Source organism: Comamonas sp. E6 (assembly GCF_001010305.1).
GTDB classification, from domain to species: Bacteria; Pseudomonadota; Gammaproteobacteria; order Burkholderiales; family Burkholderiaceae_C; genus Comamonas; species Comamonas thiooxydans.
In genome coordinates this window covers 157422-184103 of sequence record NZ_BBXH01000011.1, presented here as the reverse complement: position 1 = coordinate 184103, position 26682 = coordinate 157422, and the positions used below count along the sequence as shown (strand labels likewise).

General features: G+C 58.7%; 24 protein-coding genes, 3 tRNA genes and 1 pseudogene. 14 read left to right on the top strand and 14 right to left on the bottom strand.

Annotation, left to right across the window (positions count from 1 at the left end; translation table 11 throughout):
• Positions 1–196: 196 nt before the first annotated feature.
• On the top strand, positions 197–346 hold the full coding sequence (locus CSE6_RS26065) for a hypothetical protein (protein ID WP_003066434.1): 150 nt from the start codon (positions 197–199) through the stop codon (positions 344–346).
• Here the strand turns inward: CSE6_RS26065 and CSE6_RS10605 are convergent.
• Positions 343–534 carry a hypothetical protein gene (locus tag CSE6_RS10605; RefSeq protein ID WP_131324615.1) on the bottom strand — a complete coding sequence of 64 codons (192 nt, stop codon included), beginning with the start codon at positions 532–534 and terminating at the stop codon, positions 343–345. The genes CSE6_RS26065 and CSE6_RS10605 overlap by 4 nt on opposite strands.
• Positions 535–1139: 605 nt before the next feature.
• On the opposite strand from CSE6_RS10605, the gene CSE6_RS10600 reads away from it, so the two are divergent.
• The 3 genes from CSE6_RS10600 to CSE6_RS10590 all read left to right on the top strand — a co-directional run bounded on the left by CSE6_RS10600 (position 1140) and on the right by CSE6_RS10590 (position 3527).
• Positions 1140–1775, top strand: coding sequence for a TetR/AcrR family transcriptional regulator (locus CSE6_RS10600; RefSeq protein WP_238585679.1), 636 nt, complete (start codon positions 1140–1142; stop codon positions 1773–1775).
• A gap of 71 nt (positions 1776–1846) precedes the next feature.
• Entirely contained in the window at positions 1847–3049 is a 1203-nt protein-coding gene (locus CSE6_RS10595) for an FAD/NAD(P)-binding oxidoreductase (RefSeq protein ID WP_059440484.1), read from the top strand.
• Positions 3050–3083: 34 nt separating this feature from the next.
• A complete protein-coding gene (locus CSE6_RS10590) occupies positions 3084–3527 on the top strand; it encodes a DUF1641 domain-containing protein (protein ID WP_034360105.1) in 444 nt (147 codons plus the stop codon).
• Positions 3528–4131: 604 nt separating this feature from the next.
• Here the strand turns inward: CSE6_RS10590 and CSE6_RS10585 are convergent.
• The 3 genes from CSE6_RS10585 to CSE6_RS10575 form a co-directional block, all read right to left on the bottom strand.
• Positions 4132–4207: transfer RNA gene (locus CSE6_RS10585), tRNA-His, on the bottom strand.
• Positions 4208–4347: 140 nt separating this feature from the next.
• Positions 4348–4423, bottom strand: a tRNA-His gene (locus CSE6_RS10580).
• A 65-nt stretch (positions 4424–4488) separates the two neighbouring features.
• Complete coding sequence (locus CSE6_RS10575; protein ID WP_059440482.1) at positions 4489–6387, bottom strand: SurA N-terminal domain-containing protein; 1899 nt, start codon at positions 6385–6387, stop codon at positions 4489–4491.
• 325 nt (positions 6388–6712) lie between these two features.
• Here CSE6_RS10575 and CSE6_RS10570 point away from each other — a divergent pair, with 325 nt between their 5' ends.
• The 4 genes and pseudogenes from CSE6_RS10570 (at position 6713) to CSE6_RS10555 (ending at position 9232) form a co-directional block, all read left to right on the top strand.
• Positions 6713–6898: a hypothetical protein gene (locus CSE6_RS10570; RefSeq protein WP_034407682.1), complete on the top strand. Its 186-nt coding sequence runs from the start codon at positions 6713–6715 to the stop codon at positions 6896–6898.
• On the top strand, positions 6895–7083 hold the full coding sequence (locus tag CSE6_RS10565) for a hypothetical protein (RefSeq protein WP_059440481.1): 189 nt from the start codon (positions 6895–6897) through the stop codon (positions 7081–7083). Before CSE6_RS10570 ends, CSE6_RS10565 begins: the two co-directional genes overlap by 4 nt.
• An 88-nt stretch (positions 7084–7171) precedes the next feature.
• Positions 7172–7455: pseudogene (gene rdgC / locus CSE6_RS26470) on the top strand (recombination-associated protein RdgC); the annotation flags it as partial.
• Between the two features lie 583 nt (positions 7456–8038).
• A complete protein-coding gene (locus CSE6_RS10555; RefSeq protein WP_045839202.1) occupies positions 8039–9232 on the top strand; it encodes a diguanylate cyclase in 1194 nt (397 codons plus the stop codon).
• Positions 9233–9477: 245 nt separating this feature from the next.
• Here CSE6_RS10555 and CSE6_RS10550 read toward each other — a convergent pair whose 3' ends face one another.
• The 8 genes from CSE6_RS10550 to CSE6_RS10515 all read right to left on the bottom strand — a co-directional run bounded on the left by CSE6_RS10550 (position 9478) and on the right by CSE6_RS10515 (position 18021).
• Positions 9478–9780, bottom strand: coding sequence for a hypothetical protein (locus tag CSE6_RS10550; protein WP_034357033.1), 303 nt, complete (start codon positions 9778–9780; stop codon positions 9478–9480).
• A gap of 1402 nt (positions 9781–11182) precedes the next feature.
• A tRNA-Val gene (locus tag CSE6_RS10545) sits at positions 11183–11258 on the bottom strand.
• 14 nt (positions 11259–11272) lie between these two features.
• Positions 11273–11545 carry an HU family DNA-binding protein gene (locus CSE6_RS10540; protein WP_003056615.1) on the bottom strand — a complete coding sequence of 91 codons (273 nt, stop codon included), beginning with the start codon at positions 11543–11545 and terminating at the stop codon, positions 11273–11275.
• Positions 11546–11951: 406 nt separating this feature from the next.
• Positions 11952–12515 (bottom strand): CDP-diacylglycerol--glycerol-3-phosphate 3-phosphatidyltransferase, encoded by a 564-nt coding sequence (gene pgsA / locus CSE6_RS10535; protein WP_003066269.1) that lies wholly within the window; start codon positions 12513–12515, stop codon positions 11952–11954.
• 60 nt (positions 12516–12575) lie between these two features.
• A complete protein-coding gene (uvrC, locus tag CSE6_RS10530; RefSeq protein WP_034407677.1) occupies positions 12576–14528 on the bottom strand; it encodes an excinuclease ABC subunit UvrC in 1953 nt (650 codons plus the stop codon).
• Between the two features lie 205 nt (positions 14529–14733).
• On the bottom strand, positions 14734–15720 hold the full coding sequence (locus tag CSE6_RS10525; RefSeq protein WP_059440480.1) for a tripartite tricarboxylate transporter substrate binding protein: 987 nt from the start codon (positions 15718–15720) through the stop codon (positions 14734–14736).
• A 79-nt stretch (positions 15721–15799) separates the two neighbouring features.
• Complete coding sequence (locus tag CSE6_RS10520) at positions 15800–16792, bottom strand: hydroxymethylglutaryl-CoA lyase (RefSeq protein WP_152668557.1); 993 nt, start codon at positions 16790–16792, stop codon at positions 15800–15802.
• The gene (locus CSE6_RS10515) at positions 16789–18021 is read right to left on the bottom strand and encodes a CaiB/BaiF CoA-transferase family protein (RefSeq protein ID WP_059440479.1); all 1233 of its coding nucleotides are present in this window, start codon (positions 18019–18021) and stop codon (positions 16789–16791) included. The genes CSE6_RS10520 and CSE6_RS10515 overlap by 4 nt, the downstream gene beginning before the upstream one ends.
• Before the next feature lie 164 nt (positions 18022–18185).
• Between CSE6_RS10515 and CSE6_RS10510 the strand changes: the two genes are divergently transcribed.
• The 6 genes from CSE6_RS10510 (at position 18186) to CSE6_RS10485 (ending at position 23626) form a co-directional block, all read left to right on the top strand.
• On the top strand, positions 18186–19100 hold the full coding sequence (locus tag CSE6_RS10510) for a LysR family transcriptional regulator (RefSeq protein WP_059440478.1): 915 nt from the start codon (positions 18186–18188) through the stop codon (positions 19098–19100).
• 4 nt (positions 19101–19104) lie between these two features.
• Positions 19105–20226, top strand: coding sequence for an elongation factor P maturation arginine rhamnosyltransferase EarP (gene earP, locus CSE6_RS10505; protein ID WP_059440477.1), 1122 nt, complete (start codon positions 19105–19107; stop codon positions 20224–20226).
• 194 nt (positions 20227–20420) lie between these two features.
• Complete coding sequence (efp, locus tag CSE6_RS10500) at positions 20421–20975, top strand: elongation factor P (protein ID WP_003056627.1); 555 nt, start codon at positions 20421–20423, stop codon at positions 20973–20975.
• A 170-nt stretch (positions 20976–21145) separates the two neighbouring features.
• Complete coding sequence (gene aat / locus CSE6_RS10495; RefSeq protein WP_034357018.1) at positions 21146–21895, top strand: leucyl/phenylalanyl-tRNA--protein transferase; 750 nt, start codon at positions 21146–21148, stop codon at positions 21893–21895.
• Positions 21896–21923: 28 nt separating this feature from the next.
• Positions 21924–22694, top strand: coding sequence for an arginyltransferase (locus tag CSE6_RS10490; RefSeq protein ID WP_034393186.1), 771 nt, complete (start codon positions 21924–21926; stop codon positions 22692–22694).
• Positions 22695–22792: 98 nt separating this feature from the next.
• On the top strand, positions 22793–23626 hold the full coding sequence (locus CSE6_RS10485) for an IclR family transcriptional regulator (RefSeq protein WP_034383642.1): 834 nt from the start codon (positions 22793–22795) through the stop codon (positions 23624–23626).
• 110 nt (positions 23627–23736) lie between these two features.
• Here the strand turns inward: CSE6_RS10485 and pbpG are convergent, their stop codons facing one another.
• Together pbpG and CSE6_RS10475 are read right to left on the bottom strand one after the other, a co-directional pair.
• Positions 23737–24951 carry a D-alanyl-D-alanine endopeptidase gene (gene pbpG / locus CSE6_RS10480; protein WP_059440476.1) on the bottom strand — a complete coding sequence of 405 codons (1215 nt, stop codon included), beginning with the start codon at positions 24949–24951 and terminating at the stop codon, positions 23737–23739.
• Positions 24952–25063: 112 nt separating this feature from the next.
• On the bottom strand, positions 25064–26602 hold the full coding sequence (locus tag CSE6_RS10475) for a 2-isopropylmalate synthase (RefSeq protein ID WP_012837810.1): 1539 nt from the start codon (positions 26600–26602) through the stop codon (positions 25064–25066).
• Positions 26603–26682: the final 80 nt, after the last annotated feature.

Genomic DNA, 26682 nt, shown 5'->3' with positions numbered 1-26682 from the left:
AGTGCGATCCGAATCGCTGCACGCACTGCCTTTTCCTGCCCGTGCAAACAGCCTAGCGAATGGACAACAAGACCGTGCAATGCCTGTTTGAGAATTCGCGAGCACACCTCACAACTTACATTCCTGTCAACGAACTGCCACAGTCAAGCATTAAAAAGGGACTCATCAGCTTCCATCCACCCTTCAAGGAGTAGCCATGACCTACCTGTACGCCGCCTATCCCGAACTCAAAGCGACGAATCAAGAGATCATGACGCCAATGCCTGACCCGCACTCTCCCGAAGAGGTTCTGCGGATACTGTCCCAGACTCCACCCGAAGGCGAGTACAGCGCCGACGCTTTCTAAACGGTCTCCAGATAAACCAAGCCACCCGAAGGTGGCTTTTTTGTTTGCGTTTCAGGTCTAGCGCCGGCCGCTCCCACGCCCGCCGTGGTGCTTATGCCCACCTCCATGACCACCTGACCGATGGCCATGATGCTTGTGGCCGTGCGGATGCCCGTAGTACCCATCATGGTGACGGTGCCCATAACCATGCCCGTGATGTGCATAGCAGCCAGACAAGAACAGCGCAAAGGCCGAGACTCCAAGTAACTTTTTCATAGCAATAAGTCTAGGTTATTCAATCGCTTACGGGTATTCGATGTGTAAGCAAGTGAAGCCCTGCCATGCCTAGCCAGCCTTGAACTGGTTGTTGTTTCTGTAGCCTCATGTGACCCCGAATTTAGTGAACCACAACAGCCCCTCTTTCCAGAACCAGGATGGCTGCGATACGAGCCCTGGGATGAGGCTCAAGCGTCAGAAGTGCCTTGTCACCAGGGCCGATACCGCGCCGCTTGCGCGTCTCGAGTATCAAGCCCTGGAAGCAGGAGGACACAAAGCATGCCCAAGAGCGGCGTTGCCAGATAGTTCAAAAGACTCGAGCCAACTGATATGGCCAACGCACTCACCCGCCGGGTGGCCAGACGCAAGAAAGTTAACTCATCAGATATGAGAGCCCCATAGAGTTTCGACCTCTCCATACACAAAAAGCAAAAGCAAAAGGCGAGAGACCTGCTCAGCCAAATTGCAATCTCCAAAGATTTGGAAATTTCGATTTTCTGCAAACAGGGTTTACCCCTGTTTTCCATATCATCATTACGTGAAAAATAGAACGAAGATTCATTCTATTTTTACAATGCAAAAAGAACCTTGGACATTCTTTCCAAATCCCGGCTCCCGCCATATTCAAACGCTTAGTGTGGCTCTGAGGCTTTTTGTAAGGAATGGCTTCTTTAACACTTCAATCCAAGAGTTATGCACCGAGGCCGGAGTTTCTATCGGCTATTTCTACAACCATTTCACTGATAAGGAAGGCATTGCTAGGGAGCTTTATCGACACCTGCTCTCCCGCATGAATGTGCTGCTGGATGTAATTGAAGTGCAGCACGCAAGCAGCCGCGAACGCTGTGAAACCGTACTGCGCATGCTGTTCGCCTTGGCTGAAGCCGAGCCTGATGCAATGGGTTTTGTGGTCAACGCACGCCACCGCGAGTTCCTACCAGAGGAGCAAGCGATCTGTTCCGCTTCCGCATTTGTCCGTATGCGCGGCTTTGTGTTCTCAGGCATGAAAGACGGCGAGATTCGCTCAATGGAACCCATGGTTGCCGCCAGTTTGATGTATGGCAGTGCAATCCGCATTATCTGCCTGCGCCTTGACGGATTGGTGGACACACCACTCGAACAACTCTTTGACTCCTTGTGGGAAGGAGTATGGCGCTCGCTTCGGCCCGATTGAGTTTGGTTTCACGAACCGACACCTATCAGGTGCCGGCCATTTTCCGACTGAATGTTAAAAGGAGTAGCAGGATGGCGCATCACATATTGATCATTGGCGGTGGCATTGGCGGTGGCATTGGCGGAACCATGACGGCCAATCATCTGGTCGTCAAGTTATATCCGGAACTGCTAAGCGGCAAGGTGCGCATCACCATGCTCTCCAATTCTCCTTGGCACTATTACAAGCCAGCCTTTATGTATGTGGCTTTCAATGCATTCTTCCGGGACGAACTGAGACGTAAACAACGTGGACTGCTGAGACCTGAAATCGACTTTCAAGTCGAGGAAGTGGAGAGCTTTGATTTTCCGGCTCAATCAGTCCAATGCAAAAGCGGAAAACGCTTTCACTACGACCATCTTGTGATATCCACCGGCTGCGTTCCTTCTCCAGAGCGCATTGCCGGCTTGGCCGAGGGCGGCGACCATTTCTACCAGCATGGGCCTGCCCGCAAATTGGCCGACAAGCTGACTCGTATCGAGAAGGGTCGAATATTCATCACCGTGACCTTCCCCAAGACCCCGAACGTCCCCCACCAGTGCGGCATCGCACCGATCGAGACGACTCTGATGCTCGACGATCTGTTGCGCCGCCGCGGAGTACGAGACAAGGTGGAGATCATCTATACCTACCCCACGGTATCGCAATTGCTGCGTAACTGCCTGTTCCTTCAGAGGGATACCTGCGAGATCCTCCCCACGGTGTTCGAGCAGCGCGGTATACGTTATCAGCGCGGGTTCACGTTGTCGCACGTGGACCCCGACGCAAAAATCGCCTATTCGGAAGAGGGTGAGTCAGAAGACTTCGACATTCTCATGGCCACTCCCCCCATTCGCGCAGTACAGGCCGTACGCGATAGCGGTATGTCCCAGGCACAGGATGGCGAAGGTTGGCTCCCCACTGACCACGAGACGATGCAAATGCTAGGCACCTCGAATGTCTACGTGCTCGGAGACACCGTGGATCTTCCTGTCAGCAAGGCCGGCGGCTCCTGCCACAGCCAGTCACCTGTTGTCGTCAACAACATCGCATCGCAAATCCGCTTCGACCGTACTTGCGACGCATACGACGGCCGAGTTGTGGCCATCGCGCAGATGGGACTCGATAACGGAATGCCTCTTTGGTATGACTACAAAGCAGATGTCAAGCCAACGCCTCCCACCAAGATCGGCGGAATGATGCGCAAGGGCTTCAATCGAGGCCTGTACTGGGCGGTAGCACGAGCTCTGGTCTAAGCCAGCTTCATGGATGCACACAAGGAGATTCGAGATGAATAGCACTACCGATATTCCGATGGCCGAGCACGAATCTGCCATGAAACTCAGTGCAGGTCTGCTGAACGACGATGCCGCTCTTCAGGGTTTGGCCGAACTCATGGCCAAACTCGAGCCTCTATTGGCAGGGCGCCGCCTGAACCGTGTCGTAGACATGCTTTCAGTGGCTGCCGATGCGGTCGATATGAGTGATGCGTACATGGTCGAAAAGCTGGCCAGAGCTTTCGAAGAAAGCGTATCTGCAGCATGGTCAGCCGGCAACGCGGCCCGTATGGCCGCAGCCCGGATGGAGCGACTCGAGACAACACCTACTTTAATTGGCCTTCTTCGCATGGCAGGTGAGCCAGATGTGCGCCGTGGGTTGGCGTTCCTGCTATCCATGGCTGGAGCATTGGGCCGGCAACATGCCTATGACCCTATCGACTACACAGCGGACTGAAGGCAAGTCCTTGGCAGTTCTGGCTCCAGCCCCCTCCGCCGCAGCCGGTCTTTCTTTTCTGGAGAGGCAATCAATCTATGAGGCCTTGCCTCCTGAATAGTTGTGCCGCCTGCGCAACGCCAAGCCTTACCCCGCCGAACCCTTCGGACAGATCAGCAAGGCACTGGCAGAGCACTTTGCACCACCAGTTGCAGTCGTTGAAGCAGATGAGCCAAACGCCTTTGCAATCAAGCCCCCCCATGTCCACCGATTGCATTCGCCGAGGTACTGCCACACATTTACAAATCCACAACGGATGACGAGCGAGCGACCATCTGGACCACGGGAAAGGATGGCTGGCACGGCGCTGCGCTTGCCGTAGTGATGCCGCACACCGTCTGCTGGCGGGGCAGCCGCGGCTCTGCCCTGGCAGCACTTGAGGGTGCGCGCCGCTAACGGCACGCAGGTAGCGCAATGCAAAAGCCCGACCACTGTCGGCTTTCAAATACCGGCCAGCCTGTTTCGCGAGAAAGTAGAGCCTCAAAACCGTCTGTGCTCACTGCATAGCAGTGAGCTGCAAAAACAAAAATGCCCCACAAGCAAACCTGTGGGGCATTTTATAAACTGGGGTGGCTGATGGGACTCGAACCCACGACAACAGGAATCACAATCCTGGACTCTACCAACTGAGCTACAGCCACCGTAGAAGTCTCTATTCTACTTCAGAATTTGAGCCATCAAATCAAAATTGAGAGCAATAAACACTGAACTAGCAACGATTCAAGGCAAACACCTCTCATCAAATAAAAACGCTCTGCGCTGCAGAGCGTTTTTTGAATTCTGGGGTGGCTGATGGGACTCGAACCCACGACAACAGGAATCACAATCCTGGACTCTACCAACTGAGCTACAGCCACCGTAGAAGCATCTATTGTAATGCATAAATCAGGCCGAAAATAAACTCACACCTGATTTAAATGCCTTACTGTGGACGCGGCACCTTGATCTGGACCTTGAAGGTCTTCTTCAACTGTTCATAGTAGGCCATGACTTCAGCCATGGAAGACCACTGCGTGAACTGCGCCTTTTGCTGCTCCAGCACCTGAGCATCTTGCGCGGGACGCTGGGCAATGCGATTGACCTTGATCACGGCATAACCTGCATTGCCAAGATCGACACCCTCCCACGCGGGCAGGTCATTCGTGGGGGCGCGCAATGCCGCATCCAGCACTTCACGCGGCAGATCCCTGGCTTGATCGCGACCCACCTCGACAGCCGCGGGCAGTTGAGCTGCTTCAGGCTTGGCCTTCCATTCGGCCATCTTTGCCTTGCCTTCCTGCTTGGCCAGCTCTGCGGACTGGTGCGCCACATACAGCTGCTTGAGCTTCTCCCCCACTTCATCCATGGACTGGGTGTGCGCAGGAGCATAGCTCAGCACACGACCAGCCACCAGGTTGCTGGGGGCCAGCTCCACTGCGTCGGTATTGCGCTTGTTCTCCAAAGAGTCTGCGGAGAACAGTGCCTCAAGGAAGCGCTTGTTGGCCAGAGGGCCTTGCGCATCAGGGGCTGGCTCACGCGTCACGTTCTCGACCTTGTGAATGCTCAGCTTGAACTTCTCGGCCACAGGCTTGAGGCTTTCGGACTGCTCGTAAACGGCGTTGGAGAAGGCTTCGGCCGCCTCTGCAAACTTGCGCTGAGCCTGTTGTTGCTTGAGATCTGCTTCCAGCTTGGGGCGCATTTCCTCGAACGAGGGCACCTTGGGCTGCTTGATGCCGGTCAGCTCGATGATGTGAAAGCCAAAGTCAGACTCGACCACATCGCTGATGTCGCCCTGCTTCATCTTGAAAACGGCTTCTTCCAATGGCTTGACCATGGCCTCGCGGCCAAAGTAACCCAGATCACCACCATTGGCAGCAGAGCCGGGATCCTGCGAGTTGGCCTTGGCTACCTGGGCAAAGCTCTTGGGATCTTTGCGTACCTGGGCTAGCAATTGCTCAGCCTTGGCCTTGGCTTTTTCACGCTCTGCAGCCGGAAGGTCCTTGGCCGCATTGATCAGGATATGGCTGGCACGACGCTCTTCGGGACCGGCAAGACGGGCAGCATTTTCCTTGTAATAGGTGCGCAGGTCGTCTTCGCTCAGAACAATGCCTTGCTGTACAGCGGCCAGGTCCAATTGGACATACTCCACCGTTGCTGCCTCTGGCTGTTTGAACTGGTTGGTGTGTGCTTCATAGAAAGCCTTGAGCTCGGCCTCCGTGGGCTGGACCTTGCCTGCAAAGGCACTGGCATCAAACCGGGCAACTTGAATTTCTCGGCGCTGATACAGGGCGTCCATGGCCTGCTGCAACTGCGCGGCAGTCGTGAAGCTGGTCGAAGAGACGGAACCCAGTACCTGATTGAGTGCCAGTTCACGACGCAGATTGGCTTCAAACCCTTCGGGAGTCATGCCCTGCGAACCTACCAAAGCCTCGTAGGCTTCCGCATCCAGCGAGCCATCTGGCTTTTGCAAGGACGCAATCGCGGGGATTTCACGCAAGGTACGCACCAACTGTGCATCGGGCGTTGCCAGGTGCATCTTGGCAGCAGCTGCTGCCAGCACGCGATCACGCACCAGCTTCTCCAGCGTGGCATAGCGCGCCTCTGGCGAGTCGAGCAGCTTGGCATCCATGGTCGGATTCTGCGCACGCAGGCGGTCGCTTTCAGCCCTGTGAGCGTTGTCCCAGTCCTGCTGGGTGATGTCATGCCCATCCACGCGGGCCACAGTCTGGCTGGACTCGGTGAAGTAGTTCTGGTTGACTCCGACAAAAATGAAAGAGGGAATGATCAGCAAGAACAACAAGATCATCACGAACTTGGAATGCTTGCGGATGGATTCGAACATGGTCAATCTTTCTGCGGCAGCAAAAATAAAGGCGAACTTGCGTTCGCCTCATTAACAATGGTGAAAGCCGTGCGACCCGCTGCGCCACCGACCGGGCCTCTACAGGGCACTGATGCTCTACAGAACTGCCATCCAACCTCCACCAACAGGGTTAGGCTAATCCTGTCCATTCTAACTGCCAGCTTTTCCATTGCCGCTGTCTAGCCAGGGCATCTTGCATAGAAATACCCCGAGCAACCGTCACCTCCGGTAGCAATAAACGCCACAACGCAAGGGAGGCTTAGAGCTCTCCAAGCCTCCTTTGCGCTTTAGTGGCGGGTACTGAATGTCTCGAACCGCCGAGCCACTCTGCGCAAAGGTTTATACCTTCAAAAATATCAGCAACTTGCCCGCACAAGCAGATGAGCCAACCCTCCCCATCAAGACGCTGAGCGAAGAATTCGCGTGCCCCGGCATGCACACCGGGCGGCTGGATGAAAAGACCGTTCAATGCCTGAAAGTGAACCAATGACCAGAATCCCCAGTGAAGCAAGCCGCGATTTCACAGTGCTCGGCTGGCCAGCCATGTCACCTGGAGCGCCTGCCGAGCGCTACATCCAGCCCTGGGACAGCTATGACGGTAAAGAGTTGCGGCGCACACCGGGCATTAGCCACTTCCGCGTGTTTGAGCTGCCAAGCCGCGCCATGGCCTGCTGATCTATTCCAACAGCACGCGGCTCCCCTACCCCCACCCCATCGACAACACGACCCGCTGCTCAGCGGGTTTCGCTTTTCTGGAACCAAGGTGCTCAAGAGCATGATCATTTACCGCATTGCCAAGAGCTGGCAAAACAATCTGCAGGTGCAGGAGGATGGCCTGCAAAGACAATGTTCGAGGAGTGCGACGCGCCCCACGAACGCGCCGCTGGCTGAGCAATGAGCCATGCGCTTCATGACCGAGACCAAAGTGCTGCCCGCCAGCGGCTCAACCGCAAAGTCAACAAGAAGGCCAACCGCCGCAAGCCTGGCAAGAAAGAGCTCCGCGATCTCAAGGATGAGCCTAAGTTGGATCTGCTGCCCATGGTCTTCGCCAGTGGCTGACATGCGCGCCCAAGGAGCGGAGCTCTAGCGCCAGCGTCGCCTGGCATCCAAGGCGGATCACAAAGGCTGGCAGGTGGCATCCAGCCCGAGAAGCTGGATGAGGCAAGCCCATAAACGGCTTTGCCAGATGACACAGAAGGCAGACGACAAGCCACCGGAGCCCTCACGAAGCCTCATGGCTTCGCACTGCAGTGCACAGCAAGCCGTACACCCTTCAAAAGGCCGCCCAGCAATACAAGAAGCTGGCCATAAAGGCAGGCTGGTTATTCACATTCAGGAGATTAAAAAGGTCACTGCATAAGCTTCAAAAATCGCACGGAAGTTACATGCTAGCGATGAATGCGAATCAATAACCTGGAACGATTTTCATTCATAGCAGAAAGTCTTGGCATTGACAATTTTTGACTGATTTACCACTCCAAACAAGAAGCAGGCTGACATAGATGAGGGAGAACGCACGTTGTAATAAATTGTGACGCCAATAGCGAAGCACATGTACGGTGAAAGTAGATTGTCGCTTTTCGCTCAGGAACAGGCGTTACCGCTCTTCGATCGAGGAGGCTCTGGTCATATGTTCGCGAATAACGACCTCTTGGTTCTGACGCCACCTCTGGCGATCTTTGTTCTGGCAGTCATATTGGTCGTGGCCTGGCTCGCCCAACGATCTCAGCGCTTTCTGCTTTGGCAAGCTTGCGCCTATTCACTCACTGCACTGCCTCTTGCAGCTCAAACCTTGATGCCCCTGGAGGAGCTCACTCGCTACGCACTCCTGATTGGCAGTTTCTACCTGCTGAGCGCTTGGTGCCTTGCGAAAAGTTGGGCAGAGAGATGGCGTGTATCGGCCCAGCCACTTGTAGCGCTACTGATTGCCAGTATCACTTTAGCTGCGTTGTATTACTTTAGCCGGATCAACCCCAACGTCTGGGCTCGAGTGAACTCCTTCAGTGTTGGTTCAGGCCTTGTTTTACTGCTACCTATCCTCCAGGTCTATTCAAGGAAGAGCTCATTTGACTGGCTCGACAAGTCACTGCTCTGGCTGAGCATCATTTTCACAGCCTACACCCTTACTCGACCCATGATTATTTCGCTGCTGGGATACCCGGATCCGCAGTCATTTCCAAGATCGCCGTATTGGCTCTTGACACTGGTGAGCATATTGAACTTCGCGATACTCTTTACCGTGGTCATGACCGCCATTGCCGCAAAGGAAACTGTTGGCAAACTACAGAAAGAACGTGACCTTGATACTTTGACCCAGATATTGAATCGCAGATCCTTCCATGAATATGCCTTGAAGCTTTTAACCGATATGAGACTCTATCCCATGGCAGTGCTGGCCTGTGATATAGACCACTTCAAACGAATCAACGATACCTGGGGCCACGAATGTGGCGATAAGGTGCTGCAGCTTGTCTCCACGACTCTGCAAAACCATGTACGAGAGCGCGACCTCGTCGCACGGTTCGGTGGCGAAGAGTTTGTGATTCTGTTGACCGACATCGCACTGCGAGATGCAGAAGAAATTGCTCAACGCATCCGACGAGACCTCAGCTCGAATAGAGACACTCTTCTCTCCGGCACAAAATTGACCATGAGCTTTGGGATTTCATCGATCACCGATCCATCCCAGCTGGACCATGCCTTGAGAGAAGCCGATCAGCTTCTTTATCAGGCAAAAAATGCCGGACGTGATCAAGTGCATGTATCGGGAGTGAGTTATCCAGATATCTCTCTCGAGAGCACTCATCCCAGCCTCGACCCATAGTTGCAAGAGACCTGCCGCAGCGCTTTGTGAAAACCCTGTAGCGGGAGCTTTCCCAGCCTGCCACTGAGCGGGCTTTTGGCGTTCGAGCAATGCTCAAGAACATGACCATTTAGTGCCCAGCCATCGACTGGCAGGGCGATCTACAGGCACAGGAGGATGTGCCCCACAACAGACCTTTTTTGCCGACTGCTGCTGCTCCACACAGGAGCGCTCGGAGGTCGCCCATCTTCGCAACCGCTTGGCGGTCAAAGCCAGGAAGCCAGCATCACTTCAATATTCGACCGTATTTTTTCAAGCGTCTCCTTAAAGCGCTTGCCCTCCTCGGCCAGCCTCTCGTAATCGGACTCTTGCTTGCTCTTTAGGGCCGCGAGATGCAGATCTAACTTAGCGCGCTGCCTCATGGCTTGATCCAAAAGCCTCTCCGCTTCCACTTGATCAGCAGCGTTCGCACTCATTTTCTGTGCACGCTTCATCAACACATCGATATGAACCAAGTCCGCTTCAGACTCGCGAATGTGTCTTTCAGCCATCTGTTCGATCGTTTCCATGGCGACCTCCTAGCTAGGGACCGTCGCGTGAAGAGTCCTGCCAAACTGGTTGATATTCCGGTTCTCTCGGAACACACCCATCAAATCAGCCATTCCCTCGCCGTTGCCCTAATCTATAAGGTACCGCATCTGCCCAGCCCACAACAAGTGGGCGCTACCCAACACCATGAGCCCAATGAGCAAAACCGCTGGATTGGAATCTTCAGCACCAGCAATCTCCAGCTTCTCAAGCTGAGCAGCCAGCCACCAAGCAGGCTCGTTTTCTGGAGCCAATGCTTACACCTCAATTCGTGCGGGCACTGCCTGCCAAGCTGATGATTGACCTGTTGACCGGTGCCTGTGATGCAAGTACAGGCATTGAGCAGGCCAGCGGCCGCTCCATTGACACGGGGATCAACCATGACCTGACGCAGTCGGCGCGCACGATGCCAACACCGCCCCTAAAGACTCGCCACTATCGCGCGGACATTCGGAAGATGTACCGCGCGAAGCTACAGGCGGGTAGCCGTAGACCTGCTGAACGTATCCGGCTCACCGGCAAACGCGAGGTAACCGTGGACATATGCTGCGCATGCTCATGCAGCGTGAGCGCTATAGCACCCAGGACTTCCCGCCGAGCTACATCATCGATCACCAGGCTGCAGACTAGCCTTCCGCAAAAACGGCTCGGGAGCGAACAGCCGGCAACAGCGTCAGCCCTCTGGCTGATCGTGGCCGGGAACAACAACGAAGCGAGCCCGCACAAACAACCAAATGAGCAGACTTCCTAGCAGTCCTATCCAAGTCCCAGTCTTTAAGGCCGTGGATTAGGATTCGCAGGAGATGGCTCAGGCCTCGGCACTGCTGCCCCAGGATCTGGCTGTGGTCGCTGTATTCCCTCCATTGCCGGCGGCCGCGTTTCCAGTTCAGGCTTTGGTGCTTTGTCATCGCAGGCGCTCAGCGCGCCAGCGGCCACCAGCAACGCAATAGCAGATAGAGATTTCATGATTGGCCTCCTGTCATCGAACACATGAGCATGCTAGGCCGACCAGTTACGCGAAATGGAGCCAATTTTGCAAAACTCACACCCTGAGACACTCATCAGTATTCGCTCTGATTTCACCTTATTTATGCTTGTCCGATGAGCGAGATACAAATCTAGAAAGCTCCGGAGACACTTGAAAAGCAGGTATGAGAGCGAGAGCGTAAGAAGCCCGAAAAGATGTAACCCCGGCCCGCCGCCGCGGGCTTTTCTCAAGCGGCCATGAGCTCTCCTGCCGGGCGCCACGCCAGGCTCAGGTTGCTTGGTAAGCAACGATTTACGGTTGGTAGAGGCGGCTTGTGGAGGCTATTCGGGTTGGTAGAGAGGGCAAAGAAAAAGGGCTTAGATCGCTCTAAGCCCTTGATTTCTTTAGTTTTTTAGTGGTGGGTCCTGACGGTCTCGAACCGCCGACCTACTCCGTGTAAAGGAGCCGCTCTACCAACTGAGCTAAGGACCCACTAAAACTGGGTGTCAGTTCAGAGCATCTTTCAATGCTTTGCCCGGACGGAATTTAGGCACCTTGGCCGCTTTGATCTTGATGGAATCGCCGGTGCGAGGATTACGACCGGTGCGAGCTGCACGCTTGCCAACAGCAAATGTGCCAAAACCAACAAGCGATACTGTACCACCTTTTTTCAGTGTTTTCTTCACTGCGTCGATCGTGGAGTCCAGTGCACGCGCAGCTGCGGCCTTGGAAATATCGGCGTTGTTAGCGATGTGCTCAATCAGTTCGGTTTTATTCACAAGATGCCTCTCGAGAAATAAGTGAATGGAATGTCTCTGCAAACGCAAGTCTTGCGTAACAAGAAACCAGTCGCGATGAAGACGGAAGCCAGCCTATCAGTTTTTGCGTATGGGCAAGCCCATTTTTACCTGAAGCCGCTGACATTTTTGACGCCAACTCGCGCTGCGCATTCCAGCGACAGAACCAGATTCTATGCGGTTTTTGAGCGGGTTCGGCCATCCACAGCGGCTTTTTTCAAGCTTCTTCCGTGTCGGCTTCACCGATTGACAACAATTGACAAAATCTGCAGTCCGATCAAGTCATGCGATGCGCCGCCGCAAAGTCTTTTGCCGCTCCGAAAGCAGCCCGCCAGATAGCAAAAAGCGCTTGATGAACAAGCGCTTTCAGAGAGGTCCATTTCGGATTTCAGAGCCTGGCACGAATTTCGGGCAATGCCTTTTGCAGGTAGTAGACCATGGACCAGACGGTCAGCACCGCTGCAATCCAGATCAGCCACTGCCCCCAGACGCCGGTATCGATCACTCCGAACGCCACTCCGTCATAGAGCAGAAAGGGAATGGCCACCATCTGGGCCATGGTCTTGGCCTTGCCGATCATGTGCACGGCCACGCTCTTGCTGGCACCGATCTGAGCCATCCATTCACGCAGCGCCGAGATTGCGATCTCGCGTCCGATGATGATCAGCGCCACGAACACATCGGCGCGTTGCAGATGAACCAGTACCAGCAGCGATGCACAGACCAGAAATTTGTCGGCAACGGGATCTAGAAAAGCACCGAATGCCGATGTCTGATTGAGCTTGCGCGCAAGATAACCATCGAACCAGTCGGTGGCGGCAAACACGATGAACATCACGGTGGCGATGAGATTGCGGGTCGCCTGATCCAGCGGCGCGTAAAACACCCCCACGATGAGCGGAATCGCCACGATCCGCGTAAGGGTCAGCACAGTAGGGATGGTGAAGAACATGGGTGTCATTGTGTCACGAGCACGCAGCGCCAGCGCGGATTCGCGCTCGCGCAGCCTGCATCAATGCAGTGCCTTGTAGATTTCTTCGGCCAGCGTTGCGGAAATGCCTTCCACCGTCATCAGGTCGTCCACACTGGCATCGGCCACGCCGCGCACGCCGCCAAAGCGCTGCAGCAATCGCGCCCGCTTCTTGGGCCCCACGCCCGCAATATCTTCCAGGCTGCTGCTGCCCGTGCGCACCTTGGCGCGGGCCGCGCGCATGCCGGTGATGGCAAAGCGGTGCGCCTCGTCGCGAATCTGCGCCACCAGCATCAGGGCCGCCGAGTCATGGCCCAGATAGACCTTGTCGCGCCCGTCGGCAAACACCAGCTCTTCCAGGCCGACCTTGCGGCCCTCGCCTTTTTCCACGCCCACGATGCGCGACAGATCAAGGCCCAGTTCCGTGAACACCTCGCGCGCCATGCTGACCTGGCCCTTGCCGCCGTCGACCAGCACCAGATCCGGCAGATGCGGCTGCTTGCCGGTCAGCTCGGCGCCGCCCGCCTCGCGCTGTGCCTCGGCCACGGGCTTGTAGCGACGCGTGAGCACCTGGCGCATGGCCGCATAGTCGTCGCCGCCGGTGATGCCTTCGATATTGAAACGGCGGTAATCGCTGCTCTGCATCTTGTGGTGATGGAACACCACGCAGGACGCCTTGGTGCTTTCGCCGCTGGTGTGCGAGATATCGAAGCATTCGATGGTCAGCTCGTCGAGATTCTCGACCGGCAGGTCCAGCGCCTCGGCCAGAGCACGCGTGCGCGCCTGTTGCGAGCCTTCTTCGGCCAGCAGGCGGGCCAGCTGGATGTCGGCATTTTTCTGTGCCATCTCCAGCCAGATGCGGCGCTGCTCGCGCGGCTGCTGGACCACGGTGATGCGCACGCCGGTCTGCTCGGTCAGCAGCTCCACCAGCCGCTTCTCCACGGGATGGCTGACGATGAGCGTGGGCGGCACGGCCACGCCGACATAGTGCTGGGCGATAAAGGCCTCCAGCACCAGCTCCTCCACGGGCCGTGCCTCGGCCGCGGCGTCCACCTCTTCCTCGCTGGAGTAGACCGATGCGGCATCGCCCAGATTCGCCGGGAAGTAAGGCCGATCGCCCAGGTGGCGGCCGCCGCGCACCATGGCCAGGTTGACGCAGGCGCGGCCGCCCTGCACGCGCACGGCCAGGATGTCCACATCCTTGTCGTCCGTGGTTTCGATCGCCTGCTGGTGCAGCACGCGCGACAGGGCCGTGAGCTGGTTGCGCACCTCGGCCGCCTGCTCGAACTCCAGCTTGTCGGAGTGCGCCATCATGCGCGCTTCAAGCTGCTGCAGCAGCTCGCTGGTTTCGCCGCGCAGCATGGCCTCGGCATTGCGCACATCCAGCGCATAGGCCTCGGGCGATATCAGATCCACGCAGGGGCCGGTGCAGCGCTTGATCTGGTAGAGCAGACAGGGCCGGCTGCGGTTGGCGAACACCGTGTCTTCACAGGTGCGCAGCCGGAAGACTTTCTGCAGCAGCTGAATGCTTTCCTTGACCGCCCAGGCACTGGGGTAGGGGCCGAAATAGCGGTGCTTCTTGTCCACGGCGCCGCGGTAGTAGGCGATGCGCGGGAACTCCTGAAACGCCGGTTCGCCCTCCTTGCCGTCACGATGCGCCACACCGGTGATCTTGAGATAGGGATAGCTTTTGTCGTCCCTGAACAGGATGTTGTACTTGGGGTACAGCGTCTTGATGAGGTTGTTTTCCAGCAGCAGCGCCTCGGCTTCCGAGCGCACCACCGTGGTCTCCAGACGCGCGATCTTGCTGACCATATGGCCTATGCGCGTGCCGCCATGGTCCTTCTGGAAATAGCTGGAAACGCGGCGCTTGAGGTTGATGGCCTTGCCCACATAGAGCAGGACACCGGCAGCATCGAAATAGCGATAGACGCCCGGCAATGGCGGCAGCGCGGCCACCTGGGCCAGCAGTTCGGCGGAATGCGTGGAAGACATGGGCGCTATTGTCTGCGCATGTGGACGAATCCGGCAGCAAGCGGCTCAAACGACCAGGCAGTCTGTAGCACCTCAATAAAAGGAGCTGCTAGCGCCTGATCAGATTGAATTTCAGATAGTTTTCAACCTGAAATCTTTATCAATCGAGCGATAGCAGCTCCTTTTTTAGAGCCAAGGATGCAAGGAAACCCCTGCGGCTTGCAGCTTACTCGGCTTCGATCTTGGACGACTTCACCACCTGCGCCCAGTTGCCGTATTCGGTCTTGACCATGACCGCCAGTTGCTGCGGGCTCATATAGTCCGCCGTGGCGCCCTGCTCTTCGGCCTTTTTCCTGAAGGCAGGATCCTCCACCACCTTCTTGATATCAGCAGCCAGCTTGTCGATCACGGGCTGCGGCGTAGCCTTGGGCGCAAACACGGCAAACCAGGAGGTGGCGTTCACGCCCGGATAGCCGGCTTCAGCCGTGGTGGGTACATTGGGCAGGCTGGGCAGGCGCTGCTTGCCCGTTACGGCCAGCACGCGCAGCTTGCCGCTTTGCACATGGGGCATGAAGGGAGGCGCGGTGCCGAAGGTCAGGTCCACCTGGCCGCCCAGCAAGTCCTGCAACGCCGGACCCGTGCCCTTGTAGGGGACGTGCACCATCTTCACGCCAGCCTGCTGCTCCAGCATGGCGCCCGTCACATGCTGCAGCGAGCCGTTGCCCGACGAGGCATAGTTGAGCTTGCCGGGATTGGCCTTGGTGTAGCTCACCAGTTCGGCCAGAGTCTTCACCGGTAGCTCGGAGCGCACCACGATGATCTGCGGTGCCGACAGCACATTGGCCACGGGGGCAAAGTCGCCCTGCTCCCAGCTCTTGGCCTTGGTCAGGTGGGGCGAGATGACGTGGTAGCCCGAATACTGCATCAGCAGCGTGTAGCCGTCGGCATCCGCGCGCTTGACCAGATTGGCCGCAATGGCGCCGTTGCCGCCGCCCTTGTTGTCCACCACCACCGATTGCCCCATCACCGGCGCCAGCGCCTGTGCGGCCATGCGGCCGGCCAGATCGGTGGTGCCGCCTGCGGCTGCGGGCACGATCATCAGCACGGTTTTGCTGGGATAGCCGCCCTGGGCCATGGCCGGGGCACTGACCAGACCGGCGGCGGCAGTAGCCGCAGCCAGCATGAAATAAAGGCGTTGACGTTGAACAGTCATGTTTGTCTCCTTGTTGGAATGTTGAACTGCGCCAGCTCCTTCCCCCGAAAGAGCCGCTGCAGCAGGGGCGAAAACCGTCTCAGGCCCTGGCCTGGGCGCGTTCCTTGATCTCGGCAAAATCCGCGGGCGGCCGGTGCAGGTCCCAGCGCGCACCGGCCTTGACGATCTGACTGGGCGTCTCGTGCCCTATCAGTGCGGGCAGGCTGCGCGCGGCCGCGACGATGCGATCCAGGTCCGTGCCCGTGTCATAGCCCATGAGCTGCAGCGCATGCACGATCTCTTCGGTGCAGGCATTGCCCGAGGCACCTGGCGCATAGGGACAGCCACCCAGACCGCCAATCGAGGCGTCAAAGCGATCTGCACCCGCAGCGATGGAGGCCAGCACATTGGCCAGCGCCATGCCGCGCGTATTGTGGAAATGCAGGGTCAGGCCCAACTGGGGCCAGCGCGCCTTGAAAGCCTGGACCATGGAATGCACCTGGCTGGGATAGGCCATGCCCGTGGTGTCGCACAGCGTGATGCCCTGCACGCCCAGATCGGCAAAGCGCTGCACCCAGGCCAGCACTTCGGCCTCGGCCACATCGCCCTCCATGGGGCAGCCAAAGCAGCAGGAAAGCGACACGTTGACGGGCGTTGCCGCCTGCTGCGCCGTGGCGATCACCTGCCTGAGCGCCTCGAAGGACTGGCTGCGCTGCATGCGCAGATTGCAGAGGTTGTGCGTCTCGCTGACCGACATCACCAGATTGAGCTCGTCAGTCTGCGCATCGATGGCGCGCTCCGCGCCACGCACATTGGGCACCAGCGCCGTGTAGACCGTGCCCGGTCGGCGCGCAATCTCGCGCATCACGATCTCGCCGTCGCGCAGGGCCGGGATGGCCTTGGGCGAGACAAAGGCCGTGACTTCGATCTTGGACAGGCCCGCCTCGGACAGCGCATTGACCAGCGCGATCTTGTCCTCGGTGGACACAAAGGCCTGCTCCATCTGCAGACCGTCGCGCGCGCCGACTTCGTTCATATGGATGCGGCGACCCGCACCAATCCACACCGTAGCATTCAGGTCGGCGGCCATCATTGGACAATCCCCTTGGCGCGCAGCTGCGCGATCTGCTCGGCGCTCAGGCCGATCTCGGCCAGCACGGCATCGGTGTCGTCGCCCACATGGGGGGCGCTGCTGCGCACTGTGCCCGGCGTCAGCGAAAGCTTGGGCACCACGCCGGGCACCTGCAGCTCGAAACCATCGCGGGTGCGCTGGGTCAGAATCATCTCGCGCGCCTGGTAATGCGGATCCTCGGCAATATCCTTGGCCGTGTAGACCTTGCCGGCCGGCACGCGTGCCGCGCCCAGCTCGTCCATCACCGTCTGCACGCTGCGTGCCTGCGTCCAGGCGCCAATCGCGGCATCGATCTCGGCCACGCGCTGGACTCGGCCCGCGTTGTCGGCCAGATCGGGCGCATCGGCCAGATCCTGACGGCCGATGGCCGTCATGAGTCGCTTGAAGATGGAGTCGCCATTGCCCGCCACCAGCACCCAGCCATCCTGGCAGGGGTAGGCATTCGAGGGTGCAATGCCCGGCAGCGCGCTGCCGGCGGCCTCGCGCACGGCGCCAAAGGCACTGTACTCGGGGATCAGACTTTCCATGATGTTGAACACTGCCTCATGCAAGGCCACATCGATCACCTGGCCCGGACCGCCGTTCACCTTGCGGTGATACAGAGCCATCATCACGCCGATCACGCCGTGCAGGGCCGCCAGCGTATCGCCTATCGACACGCCCACGCGTACCGGCACCCGGCCCGGCTCGGCCGTCAGATGGCGCAGCCCGCCCATGGCTTCGCCGATCACGCCAAAGCCCGGCAGATCGCGATAGGGGCCGGTCTGGCCGTAGCCAGAGATGCGCAGGATCACCAGGCCTGGGTTGATGGCGTGCAGCTCCTCGGGCGACATGCCCCAGCCTTCCAGCGTGCCGGGACGAAAGTTCTCGACCAGCACATCGGCTTCAGCGATCAGCTGACGCGCCACGGCCTGCGCCTCCTGCTGGCGCAGATCGAGCGCGACCGAGCGCTTGTTACGCGACTGCACCTGCCACCAGACGGAGGTACCTTCCTTGATCAGGCGCCAGTTGCGCAGCGGATCGCCCGCACCGGGCGCTTCGATCTTGATGACATCGGCACCAAACTCGCCCAGAGTCTTGCCACAGAAGGGACCGGCAATCAGCTGGCCCATTTCCACCACTTTCACACCTTCCAGCGCGCGCGGCGTGGCGGTCTGCGTTGCGGGGTCTTGGATATTCATCGTCGTCATCCGTTTGTCTCTTGATGGTTGTCTTGCTGTGCCGCTTTGCGTTGACCAACACCAGGCAAAACGGCTTTTCAATCATCTTGCCCTTGAAGATCAGTCCTGCAAAACGCTGAAATGCGAAGCTGCCATCGCATTTGGGCATAGCCAGGCGGGATAATGCAGTCCTCATGAAACTGGACCCGATCACCCTGCGCCTGTTTGTGGCCGTGATGGAGGAAAACGCCATCGCGCGTGCCGCAGCACGCGAGCACATCGCCCCCTCGGCCGCCAGCCGGCGCCTCGCCGAGCTGGAGGATCAGCTGCAGCTTGAGCTGTTCACACGCAGCAACCGGGGCAGCCAGCCCACGGCCGCCGCCTACGCTCTGCTGAACATGGCGCGTGGCGTGCTCAACGAGCTGGACGGCATCGCCACGCAGATGAAGGACTATGCCCAGGGCGGCGAGCAAGGCCTGCGCGGCCATGTGCGGGTGATGGCCAATATTTCCAGCATCACCCAGTTTCTGCCTGCCCAGCTGCAAAGCTTTCTGAGCCGGCACCCGCTGGTGGACGTGCGGCTGCAGGAGCGCGTAAGCACCGATATCGCGCGCGCCGTGGCCGACAACGAAGCCGATATCGGCCTGCTCAACAACGGCAGCTACGGCAGCAAGATCAGCCTGCGTCCCTATCGCAGGGACCGGCTGGCCGTGGTCATGCCCCAATCCCATCCGCTGGCCGGCGAGCACAGACTGCGCCTGGAGCAGGTCATCGAGCATGATCTGATCGGCATGCATGCCGACAGCGCGCTCAACCATCTCATCACCCGCTCTGCCGCCGACCAGGGCCTGCAGCCGCGCCTGCGCATGAAGGTCACCGGCTATGACGCCCTGTGCCTGATGGTGGCCGCCGGCCTGGGCGTGGGCATTCTCCCCGAGGGCAGCGCCCATATCTACATGGGCGCACTGCCCTTGCGCTGCATCCGCCTGGACGAAGTCTGGGCCGAGCGCCAGCTCATGCTCTGCGTACGCTCCCAGGACGCACTCTCGCCCGTCGCGCAACTGCTGGTCGAGCACCTGTGCCAGAGCGCCTCAACCGATAAAAACTGAACCCATGCCTGATTTCTCACCAATGCCTCTGCCCGCCCCCGGGGCGCCCCATCCGTCGCTGTGCTGGGACATCTTCTGCCAGGTCATAGACAATTTTGGCGACGTGGGAGTGTGCTGGCGCACGGCCGCAGAACTCGCCGCACGCGGCCAGCAGGTACGCCTGTGGATGGACGATGCCAGCGCCCTGCAATGGATGGCTCCCCAGCCCTGGCCGCCCGGCCTGAGCGTCCATGCCTGGCCCGCGCAAGCCGCAGACGTTCCGGCGTCGATTGGCGATGTGGTCATCGAGGCCTTCGGCTGCGAGATTCCCGCGGCATTCGTGAGCGCCATTGCAGACAAGGCGTCGAAGAGCAAGCCTCCAGTCTGGATCAACCTCGAATATCTCTCGGCCGAAGACTATGTGGAGCGCTGCCATCGCCTGCCCTCACGCATCATGAGCGGCCCCGCCTCAGGGCTGACACGCTGGTTCTTCTATCCCGGCTTCACGGCAGCCACCGGCTCGCTGGTGCGCGAGCAGAACCTGGCACAGCGCCAGCAGACCTTCATGGCGCAGCGCGAATCATGGCGCCGCGCAGAAGGCATTCAGCATGACGAATGTGCCGTCTCGCTGTTTTGCTACGAGCCTGCCGCCCTGCCCCAGTTGCTCGCGCAGCTCTCGGACAAGCAGGCGCTCAATGCCAGGCTGCTGGTGACCCCGGGACGCGCAACGGCTGCCGTGCAGGCACGGCCCGAAGCACAGCAGATGCAGCCGGTCTATCTTCCAGCCCGCCCTCAGGCCCGGTTCGACGAAATGCTCTGGGGCTGCGACCTGAACCTGGTGCGTGGCGAGGATTCCCTGGTCCGCGCACTCTGGGCCGGCCAGCCCATGGTCTGGCAGATCTACCCTCAGCATGACAACGCCCACCACGACAAGCTGAATGCCTTTCTGGACTGGCTCCAGGCCCCGGACAGCCTCAGGCGCTTTCACCACACCTGGAATGGCATGACCGCACCGCAAACATTGCCTTTGCTGACGCGCGAAATGCTCAATGAATGGGCCTGCTGCATCAGGGCTGCGCGCAGCAGATTGACGGAACAAACCGAGCTGATTGCGCAGCTTCAAGCTTTTGTCGCCGAAAAAAGCTAAAATCCACGTTTTGCCTCTCTGAGGGCAGTCGCAGCCGGTATGCCGAGCGATCTTGCTTTCGGGGTCGCGCCCCGCCGCGGTACATGCGGCAGGCCCCGCCGCCGCACCTTTGATGCGTTGCTTTCTCCAGCGACCATTGCGAACAGCTTGCCTGCCGTGTAGAGCGGCTCCAACCTTTCAAACGCAAGCAAGCCATGAAAATCGCTCAAGAAATCCGCGCAGGCAATGTGATCATGTTCGGCAAGGACCCCATGATCGTTCTGAAGACCGAATACGCTCGTGGCGGCCGTGGCGCTGCTACCGTGCGCATGAAGCTCAAGAGCCTGATCGGCAACTTCGGCACGGAAAACGTGTTCAAGGCCGACGACAAGATCGACAACGTGATCCTGGACAAGAAGGATTGCACCTACTCCTACTTCGCCGACCCCATGTACGTGTGGATGGACGAAGAGTTCAACCAGTACGAAGTCGAAGCCGAAAACATGGCTGACGCACTGAACTACCTGGAAGACGGCATGACTGCCGAAGTGGTGTTCTACGACGGCAAGGCCATCTCCGTCGAACTGCCCACCACCATCGTGCGCGAAATCACCTGGACCGAGCCCGCCGTCAAGGGCGATACCTCCGGCAAGGTTCTGAAGCCCGCCAAGATCGCTACCGGCTTCGAAGTGGCCGTGCCCCTGTTCGTGTCTCAAGAAGACAAGATCGAAATCGACACCCGCACCGGCGAATACCGCAAGCGCGTGTAATGTGGCGGCAGCTGCCGCAGCTGCACCCCGGCAAAAAGGCTTCCTTCAGGAAGCCTTTTTTCATTTCCACCTCCGACAGCGGGATTACGCCAGCCCCTTCGTCTGCCGCGACACTCAAAACCGCTTCAGTCTGTGCAAGACTAAGGGCAGTCCATCCACTCCCACTGCCAATGACGCACTCCCTGCCCTGGCTGCAGCCCGAACAAGAATTTCCCCCCATTGATCAGACCTGGGGGGAGAGGGATCCCATTCCAGGGCTGCTCGCTGCCGGCAACACCCTGGATGCCGCCCGCCTTCGCACGGCTTACAGCCAGGGAATTTTCCCTTGGTTCAGCGAGGGCCAGCCCGTGCTCTGGTGGTCCCCCAATCCACGCATGGCTCTGCATCCCGACGAGTTTCGTCTGCACCGCAGCCTGCGCAAAAGATTGCAGAAATTTCGCAATGATCCGCGCTGCGAAATTCGCATCGACAGCGCTTTTGCCACGGTGATGCAGCATTGCGCCCAGACCCCGCGCGACGGCCAGAACGGCACCTGGATTGTGCAAAGCATTGTCGATGCCTATACCGAGCTGCATCAGCAGGGCGCTGCACACAGCGTGGAAACCTGGATCGACGGCCAGCTGGTTGGAGGCCTCTACTGCGTGGCGCTGGGCAGAGCGGTTTTTGGCGAATCCATGTTCGCACTGCAGACCGATGCCTCCAAGATTGCACTGTCGGCGCTGGTGGCCCTGTGCAGGGCTCATCAGGTGCCGCAGATCGATTGCCAGCAGGCCACCGCACATCTATCTTTCATGGGCGCTCGAGAAGTCACAAGAGCGCAGTTCGCCCGGACCGTTCAAGCCCAGGCCCAGCTGCCCGATATGCAGTGGCAATTCAGGCCCATATACTGGGAACAGTTGCTGAGCCATACTGAGGCTTGACGCACCGCATCTGCAGCTGAGTCCGATCATGACGCACCCGAACGACCTCCCGCTACATGCCCTGCAGTTTTATGCCACGGCAGCCTATCCCTGCAGCTATCTGCCGGGCCGGCTGGCACGTTCTCAGGTCGCCACACCCAGTCACCTGATTCAGAACACCACCTATTCGGAACTGGTCACGCTGGGCTTCAGGCGCAGCGGCATGTTCACCTATCGCCCCTATTGCGATGGCTGCAAGGCCTGCGTTCCTCTGCGAATTCTGGCCCAGGAGTTTCGCCCCAGCCGCAGCCAGCGGCGCGCTGCAAAACAGCATGGGCAACTTGTCGCCTCCATTCAGCGCCTGCACTACTCCGACGAACACTACCAGCTCTACCTACGCTACCAGCAGCACCGCCATAGCGGTGGCGGCATGGACAACGACAGCGTGGACCAGTACACGCAGTTTCTGCTGCAAAGCCGGGTCAACTCCCGATTGGTCGAGTTCCGCGAGCCGGGCGCAGGCGGTCAGCCCGGCACACTCAAAATGCTCTCCATTCTGGACGTACTGGAGGACGGGCTGTCGGCGGTCTACACCTTCTACGATCCGGAGGACCACGCCAGCTATGGAACCTTCAATGTGCTGTGGCAAATTCAGCAAGCCAAAGCCATGAACCTGCCTTATGTCTATCTTGGCTACTGGATCTCTGAGAGCCAGAAGATGCGCTACAAGGCCAGCTTTTTGCCACATGAGATCCGCCAGGGCGAGCTATGGCAGCGCGTAGACAGGCAAAGCATTGTGCGCTCGCAAATTGAAGAGTGACGCTGCAAAAAACAGCACATGGATATATGAGCGGATGACATGGCTGCACGGCTGCAGCACCGCTAGAATGCCCTCATCCCGCAAAGTATCTCTAACGCATGAAAAAAGACGACCTATCGGCCTCCGCAAAGCCCAGCGTCCAGGTTCTGGAACGCATGTTCACGTTGATCGACGTGCTGGCATCGCGTGAGGAAGCGGTTTCTTTGAAGGAGATCAGCGAACGCACGGGCCTGCATCCATCGACCACGCACCGCATACTCAATGACCTTGCACTGGGCCGCTTTGTGGATCGACCCGAATCGGGCAGCTACCGCCTGGGCATGCGCTTTCTGGAACTGGGCAACCTGGTCAAGGCCCGGCTGAACGTACGTGAAGTGGCGCTGACCCCCATGCGTCAGCTTTACAAGCAGATTCAGCAACCCATCAGCCTGTCCGTGCGCCAGGGCGACGAGATTGTCTATGTGGAACGCGCCTACAGCGAGCGCTCGGGCATGCAGGTGGTACGCGCCATTGGCGGCCACGCGCCTTTGCATCTAACCTCCAACGGCAAGCTGTTTCTGGCAGCTGACGATTCCCAGCAGGTGCGCGCCTACGCCATGCGCACCGGCCTGCCCGGCAAGACCCATTTCAGCATCACCCAGCTGGGTGACCTCGAACATGAGCTGGCCAAGGTACGTCAATACGGCATTGCCCGCGACAACGAAGAGCTGGAATTGGGCGTGCGTTGCATGGCAGCCGGCATTTACGACGACCAGAGCAAGCTGATTGCGGGCCTGTCCATCTCTGCCCCAGCAGACCGCCTTGACGAGAGCTGGGCCCCCAGATTGCAGGCCACGGTGCAGGAAATTTCCGTGGCGCTGGGTTTCAGCGGCACACGCCCGGCCTCGGCTCAGGCCACCCCCAACCCCTATAGCCGCAGCCAGCACAGTTGAATACAGGGGCGCCTCTCGCAATCTGCAAAGGGGCTGGAATTCCATTTCAGGTGTAGACCCAATAAAAAAGCGCTACCTGGGTAGCGCTTTTTGACTAGACCTGTACCTGCTTAGCCCCTGATACGGCTTGCAATCGTATTGCTGGCGGTGGGCCCCTTGCTTTCCATCCAATGGCGCACTCGCTCGGCATCTGCCAGGCGGCTGAACTTGCCTGCGGAATCCAGGAACACCATGATCAGCTTGCGCCCGGCCACATGAGCCTGCATCACAAGGCAGCGTCCAGCTTCGGAGATATAGCCGGTCTTTTGCAGGCCGATATCCCAGTTGTCGCTCTTGACCAGACGGTTGGTGTTGTTGAACTGCAGCGTGCGGCGACCGACGGCTACTTCATAGCCGGGCGATGTGGAGTACTCGCGCATCAGCGGATCGGCATGCGCCACCGCCACCAGGCGCGCCAGATCGCGTGCGCTGGACTGGTTGCTGCTGGACAGGCCGGTGGGCTCCACATAGCGCGTGTCCTTCATGCCCAGTTGCAGCGCCTTGGAGTTCATCAGTTGCACAAACTGCGCCAGACCGCCGGGATAAGTGCGTCCCAGGGCATGGGCAGCACGGTTCTCGCTGGACATCAGCGCCAGATGCATCATCTCGGCACGCGTCAAGGTGGTACCGACACGCAGGCGGGAGCTGCTGTGCTTTTCGGTGTCCACATCGTCCTGCGTGATGGTGATCATCTCATCCATGGGCAGGCGGGCCTGAGAGATCAGCAGACCGGTCATCAGCTTGGTCAGCGAGGCAATCGGCAGCACTGCCTGATCGTTCTTGCTCAGCAGCACCTCATGTGTGTCCTGGTCGATCACATAAGCCACGCTGCTTTGCAGATCAAGGGGGTCCGAGACGGAGTGAAGACCCGCCATCTGCCCATAGGACAGGCGTGCGGGCTCGACTGCCGTGGCAGCTGCTGCTGCCGCAACCGCAGCGCCAGCGGCTCCTGCCCTGGCCAGACGCTTCTTGCCGCCGGTCTTCTCGTCTCTTTCGGCCTTGGCTGCCAGAGAAGTCTTGCCGCCCTTCTTGCTTGCAAGTTTGGTGTCTGCCTTTTCCGGCTTGCCTTTGGCGACCTTTGCGCTTTTGGGCTGCGCTGCGGCACGAACCTTGCCCGCCGGCTCCTTGGCCGCTTTCTTAGCCGAAGCCGCAGCAGCCACGGGCTTTTTGGAGTCTTTTTTGGGCGTCGCCGCATGCGCTGCCGGAGCAGCCAAAGCGCAGCTCAACAGAGCCAAAGACACCACCTGGGTGAGTTTTGCAAGGCGAAATGGACGCAGCAGCTGCATGCGATACTCCAGACAACAAGGTGTAAGGATTTAATTCAATCAAAAAAGTTGTGCAGTGACAAGCACTTGCACAACCTTCTCGATAATCTGAGTGAAATTATAAATCCAGCAGTCAACCTTGTGCTGCAACAACTTCCTGATTGCTATGCAATTTGTTCAAAGCGCTCAGATATGCCTTGGCCGATGCGACCACAATATCGGGGTCAGCACCCACTCCGTTGACGATGCGACCACTGCGCTGCAGGCGCACCGTCACCTCGCCCTGACTCTCGGTTGAGCCACTGATGGCATTGACGGAATACAGCACCATTTCGGCACCGCTCTTGACTTCGGACTCGATGGCCTTGAACGAGGCATCAACCGGACCATTGCCCTCGGAGCTGGCCTTGATTTCCCGGCCTGCATTGCTGAAGACCACGCTGGCATGTGGGCGCTCACCTGTTTCACTCTGCTGGGCCAGCGAAATGAACTGGAACTGATTGTCCTGGTGCTCCGCGCCTTCGGCATTCACCAGCGCCAGAATGTCCTCGTCAAAGATTTCGCTCTTGCGATCCGCGAGTTCCTTGAAGCGCGTGAAGGCCTGGTTGATGGCAGCTTCGCTGTCCAGTTCCACCCCCAGCTCCTGCAGACGCTGCTTGAAGGCGTTGCGACCGCTGAGCTTGCCCAGCACGATCTTGTTGGCCGCCCAGCCCACATCCTCGGCACGCATGATTTCGTAGGTATCACGCGCCTTGAGCACGCCATCCTGATGAATGCCGGAGGCATGGGCAAAGGCATTGGCTCCCACCACCGCCTTGTTGGGCTGCACCACAAAGCCCGTGGTCTGGCTGACCAGGCGACTGGCGGCCACGATATGCTGAGTATCGATATTCACGTCGAGACCAAAGTAGTCCTTGCGCGTCTTGATGGCCATGACCACTTCTTCAAGTGAGCAGTTACCTGCACGCTCGCCCAGCCCGTTAATGGTGCATTCGATCTGGCGCGCGCCGCCGATCTTCACGCCCGCCAGCGAATTGGCAACCGCCATGCCCAGGTCGTTGTGGCAATGCACGGACCAGACGGCCTTGTCGCTGTTGGGCACGCGCTCGCGCAAGTTGCGAATGAACTCGCCATAGAGCTCGGGAATCGCGTAGCCCACGGTGTCGGGCACGTTGATGGTGGTTGCACCCTCCTTGATGACGGCCTCGATCACGCGCGCCAGAAAATCGGGTTCGCTGCGATAGCCGTCCTCCGCGCTGAATTCGATGTCTTCGATGAGATTGCGCCCGAAGCGCACCGCCTGCTTGGCCTGCTCCAGCACCTGCTCGGGTGTCATGCGCAGCTTTTTCTCCATGTGCAGCGGACTGGTGGCGATGAAGGTGTGAATGCGAGCGCGGTTGGCACCCTTCAACGACTCGGCCGCACGCGCGATGTCGCGGTCGTTGGCGCGGGAGAGCGAGCAGACTGTGGAGTCCTTGATGGCACGCGCAATGGTCTGGATGGACTCGAAATCGCCATTGGATGCCGCGGCAAACCCTGCCTCGATCACATCGACCTTGAGGCGCTCCAGCTGGCGTGCAATGCGCAGCTTTTCATCGCGCGTCATGGATGCGCCGGGCGACTGCTCGCCGTCACGCAAGGTGGTGTCAAAAATAATGAGCTGATCGGACATGGTGGGGACTCTCTATGTAATGGCGCCGGTAGACGCCTGTTTTGACTGGAGGATTGCCGACAAAAAAGCCGGTGCGCTTT

Excerpts from the sequence above, each read along its gene's own strand:
- CSE6_RS26065 (WP_003066434.1), top strand. The coding sequence starts at position 197 with ATGACCTACCTGTACGCCGCCTATCCCGAACTCAAAGCGACGAATCAA.
- CSE6_RS10605 (WP_131324615.1), bottom strand. The coding sequence starts at position 534 with ATGGTTATGGGCACCGTCACCATGATGGGTACTACGGGCATCCGCACG.
- CSE6_RS10595 (WP_059440484.1), top strand. The coding sequence starts at position 1,847 with ATGGCGCATCACATATTGATCATTGGCGGTGGCATTGGCGGTGGCATT.
- CSE6_RS10590 (WP_034360105.1), top strand. The coding sequence starts at position 3,084 with ATGAATAGCACTACCGATATTCCGATGGCCGAGCACGAATCTGCCATG.
- CSE6_RS10575 (WP_059440482.1), bottom strand. The coding sequence starts at position 6,387 with ATGTTCGAATCCATCCGCAAGCATTCCAAGTTCGTGATGATCTTGTTG.
- CSE6_RS10570 (WP_034407682.1), top strand. The coding sequence starts at position 6,713 with ATGTCTCGAACCGCCGAGCCACTCTGCGCAAAGGTTTATACCTTCAAA.
- CSE6_RS10565 (WP_059440481.1), top strand. The coding sequence starts at position 6,895 with ATGACCAGAATCCCCAGTGAAGCAAGCCGCGATTTCACAGTGCTCGGC.
- CSE6_RS10555 (WP_045839202.1), top strand. The coding sequence starts at position 8,039 with ATGTTCGCGAATAACGACCTCTTGGTTCTGACGCCACCTCTGGCGATC.
- CSE6_RS10550 (WP_034357033.1), bottom strand. The coding sequence starts at position 9,780 with ATGGAAACGATCGAACAGATGGCTGAAAGACACATTCGCGAGTCTGAA.
- pgsA (WP_003066269.1), bottom strand. The coding sequence starts at position 12,515 with ATGTTCTTCACCATCCCTACTGTGCTGACCCTTACGCGGATCGTGGCG.
- uvrC (WP_034407677.1), bottom strand. The coding sequence starts at position 14,528 with ATGTCTTCCACGCATTCCGCCGAACTGCTGGCCCAGGTGGCCGCGCTG.
- CSE6_RS10525 (WP_059440480.1), bottom strand. The coding sequence starts at position 15,720 with ATGACTGTTCAACGTCAACGCCTTTATTTCATGCTGGCTGCGGCTACT.
- CSE6_RS10520 (WP_152668557.1), bottom strand. The coding sequence starts at position 16,792 with ATGATGGCCGCCGACCTGAATGCTACGGTGTGGATTGGTGCGGGTCGC.
- CSE6_RS10515 (WP_059440479.1), bottom strand. The coding sequence starts at position 18,021 with ATGACGACGATGAATATCCAAGACCCCGCAACGCAGACCGCCACGCCG.
- CSE6_RS10510 (WP_059440478.1), top strand. The coding sequence starts at position 18,186 with ATGAAACTGGACCCGATCACCCTGCGCCTGTTTGTGGCCGTGATGGAG.
- earP (WP_059440477.1), top strand. The coding sequence starts at position 19,105 with ATGCCTGATTTCTCACCAATGCCTCTGCCCGCCCCCGGGGCGCCCCAT.
- efp (WP_003056627.1), top strand. The coding sequence starts at position 20,421 with ATGAAAATCGCTCAAGAAATCCGCGCAGGCAATGTGATCATGTTCGGC.
- aat (WP_034357018.1), top strand. The coding sequence starts at position 21,146 with ATGACGCACTCCCTGCCCTGGCTGCAGCCCGAACAAGAATTTCCCCCC.
- CSE6_RS10490 (WP_034393186.1), top strand. The coding sequence starts at position 21,924 with ATGACGCACCCGAACGACCTCCCGCTACATGCCCTGCAGTTTTATGCC.
- CSE6_RS10485 (WP_034383642.1), top strand. The coding sequence starts at position 22,793 with ATGAAAAAAGACGACCTATCGGCCTCCGCAAAGCCCAGCGTCCAGGTT.
- pbpG (WP_059440476.1), bottom strand. The coding sequence starts at position 24,951 with ATGCAGCTGCTGCGTCCATTTCGCCTTGCAAAACTCACCCAGGTGGTG.
- CSE6_RS10475 (WP_012837810.1), bottom strand. The coding sequence starts at position 26,602 with ATGTCCGATCAGCTCATTATTTTTGACACCACCTTGCGTGACGGCGAG.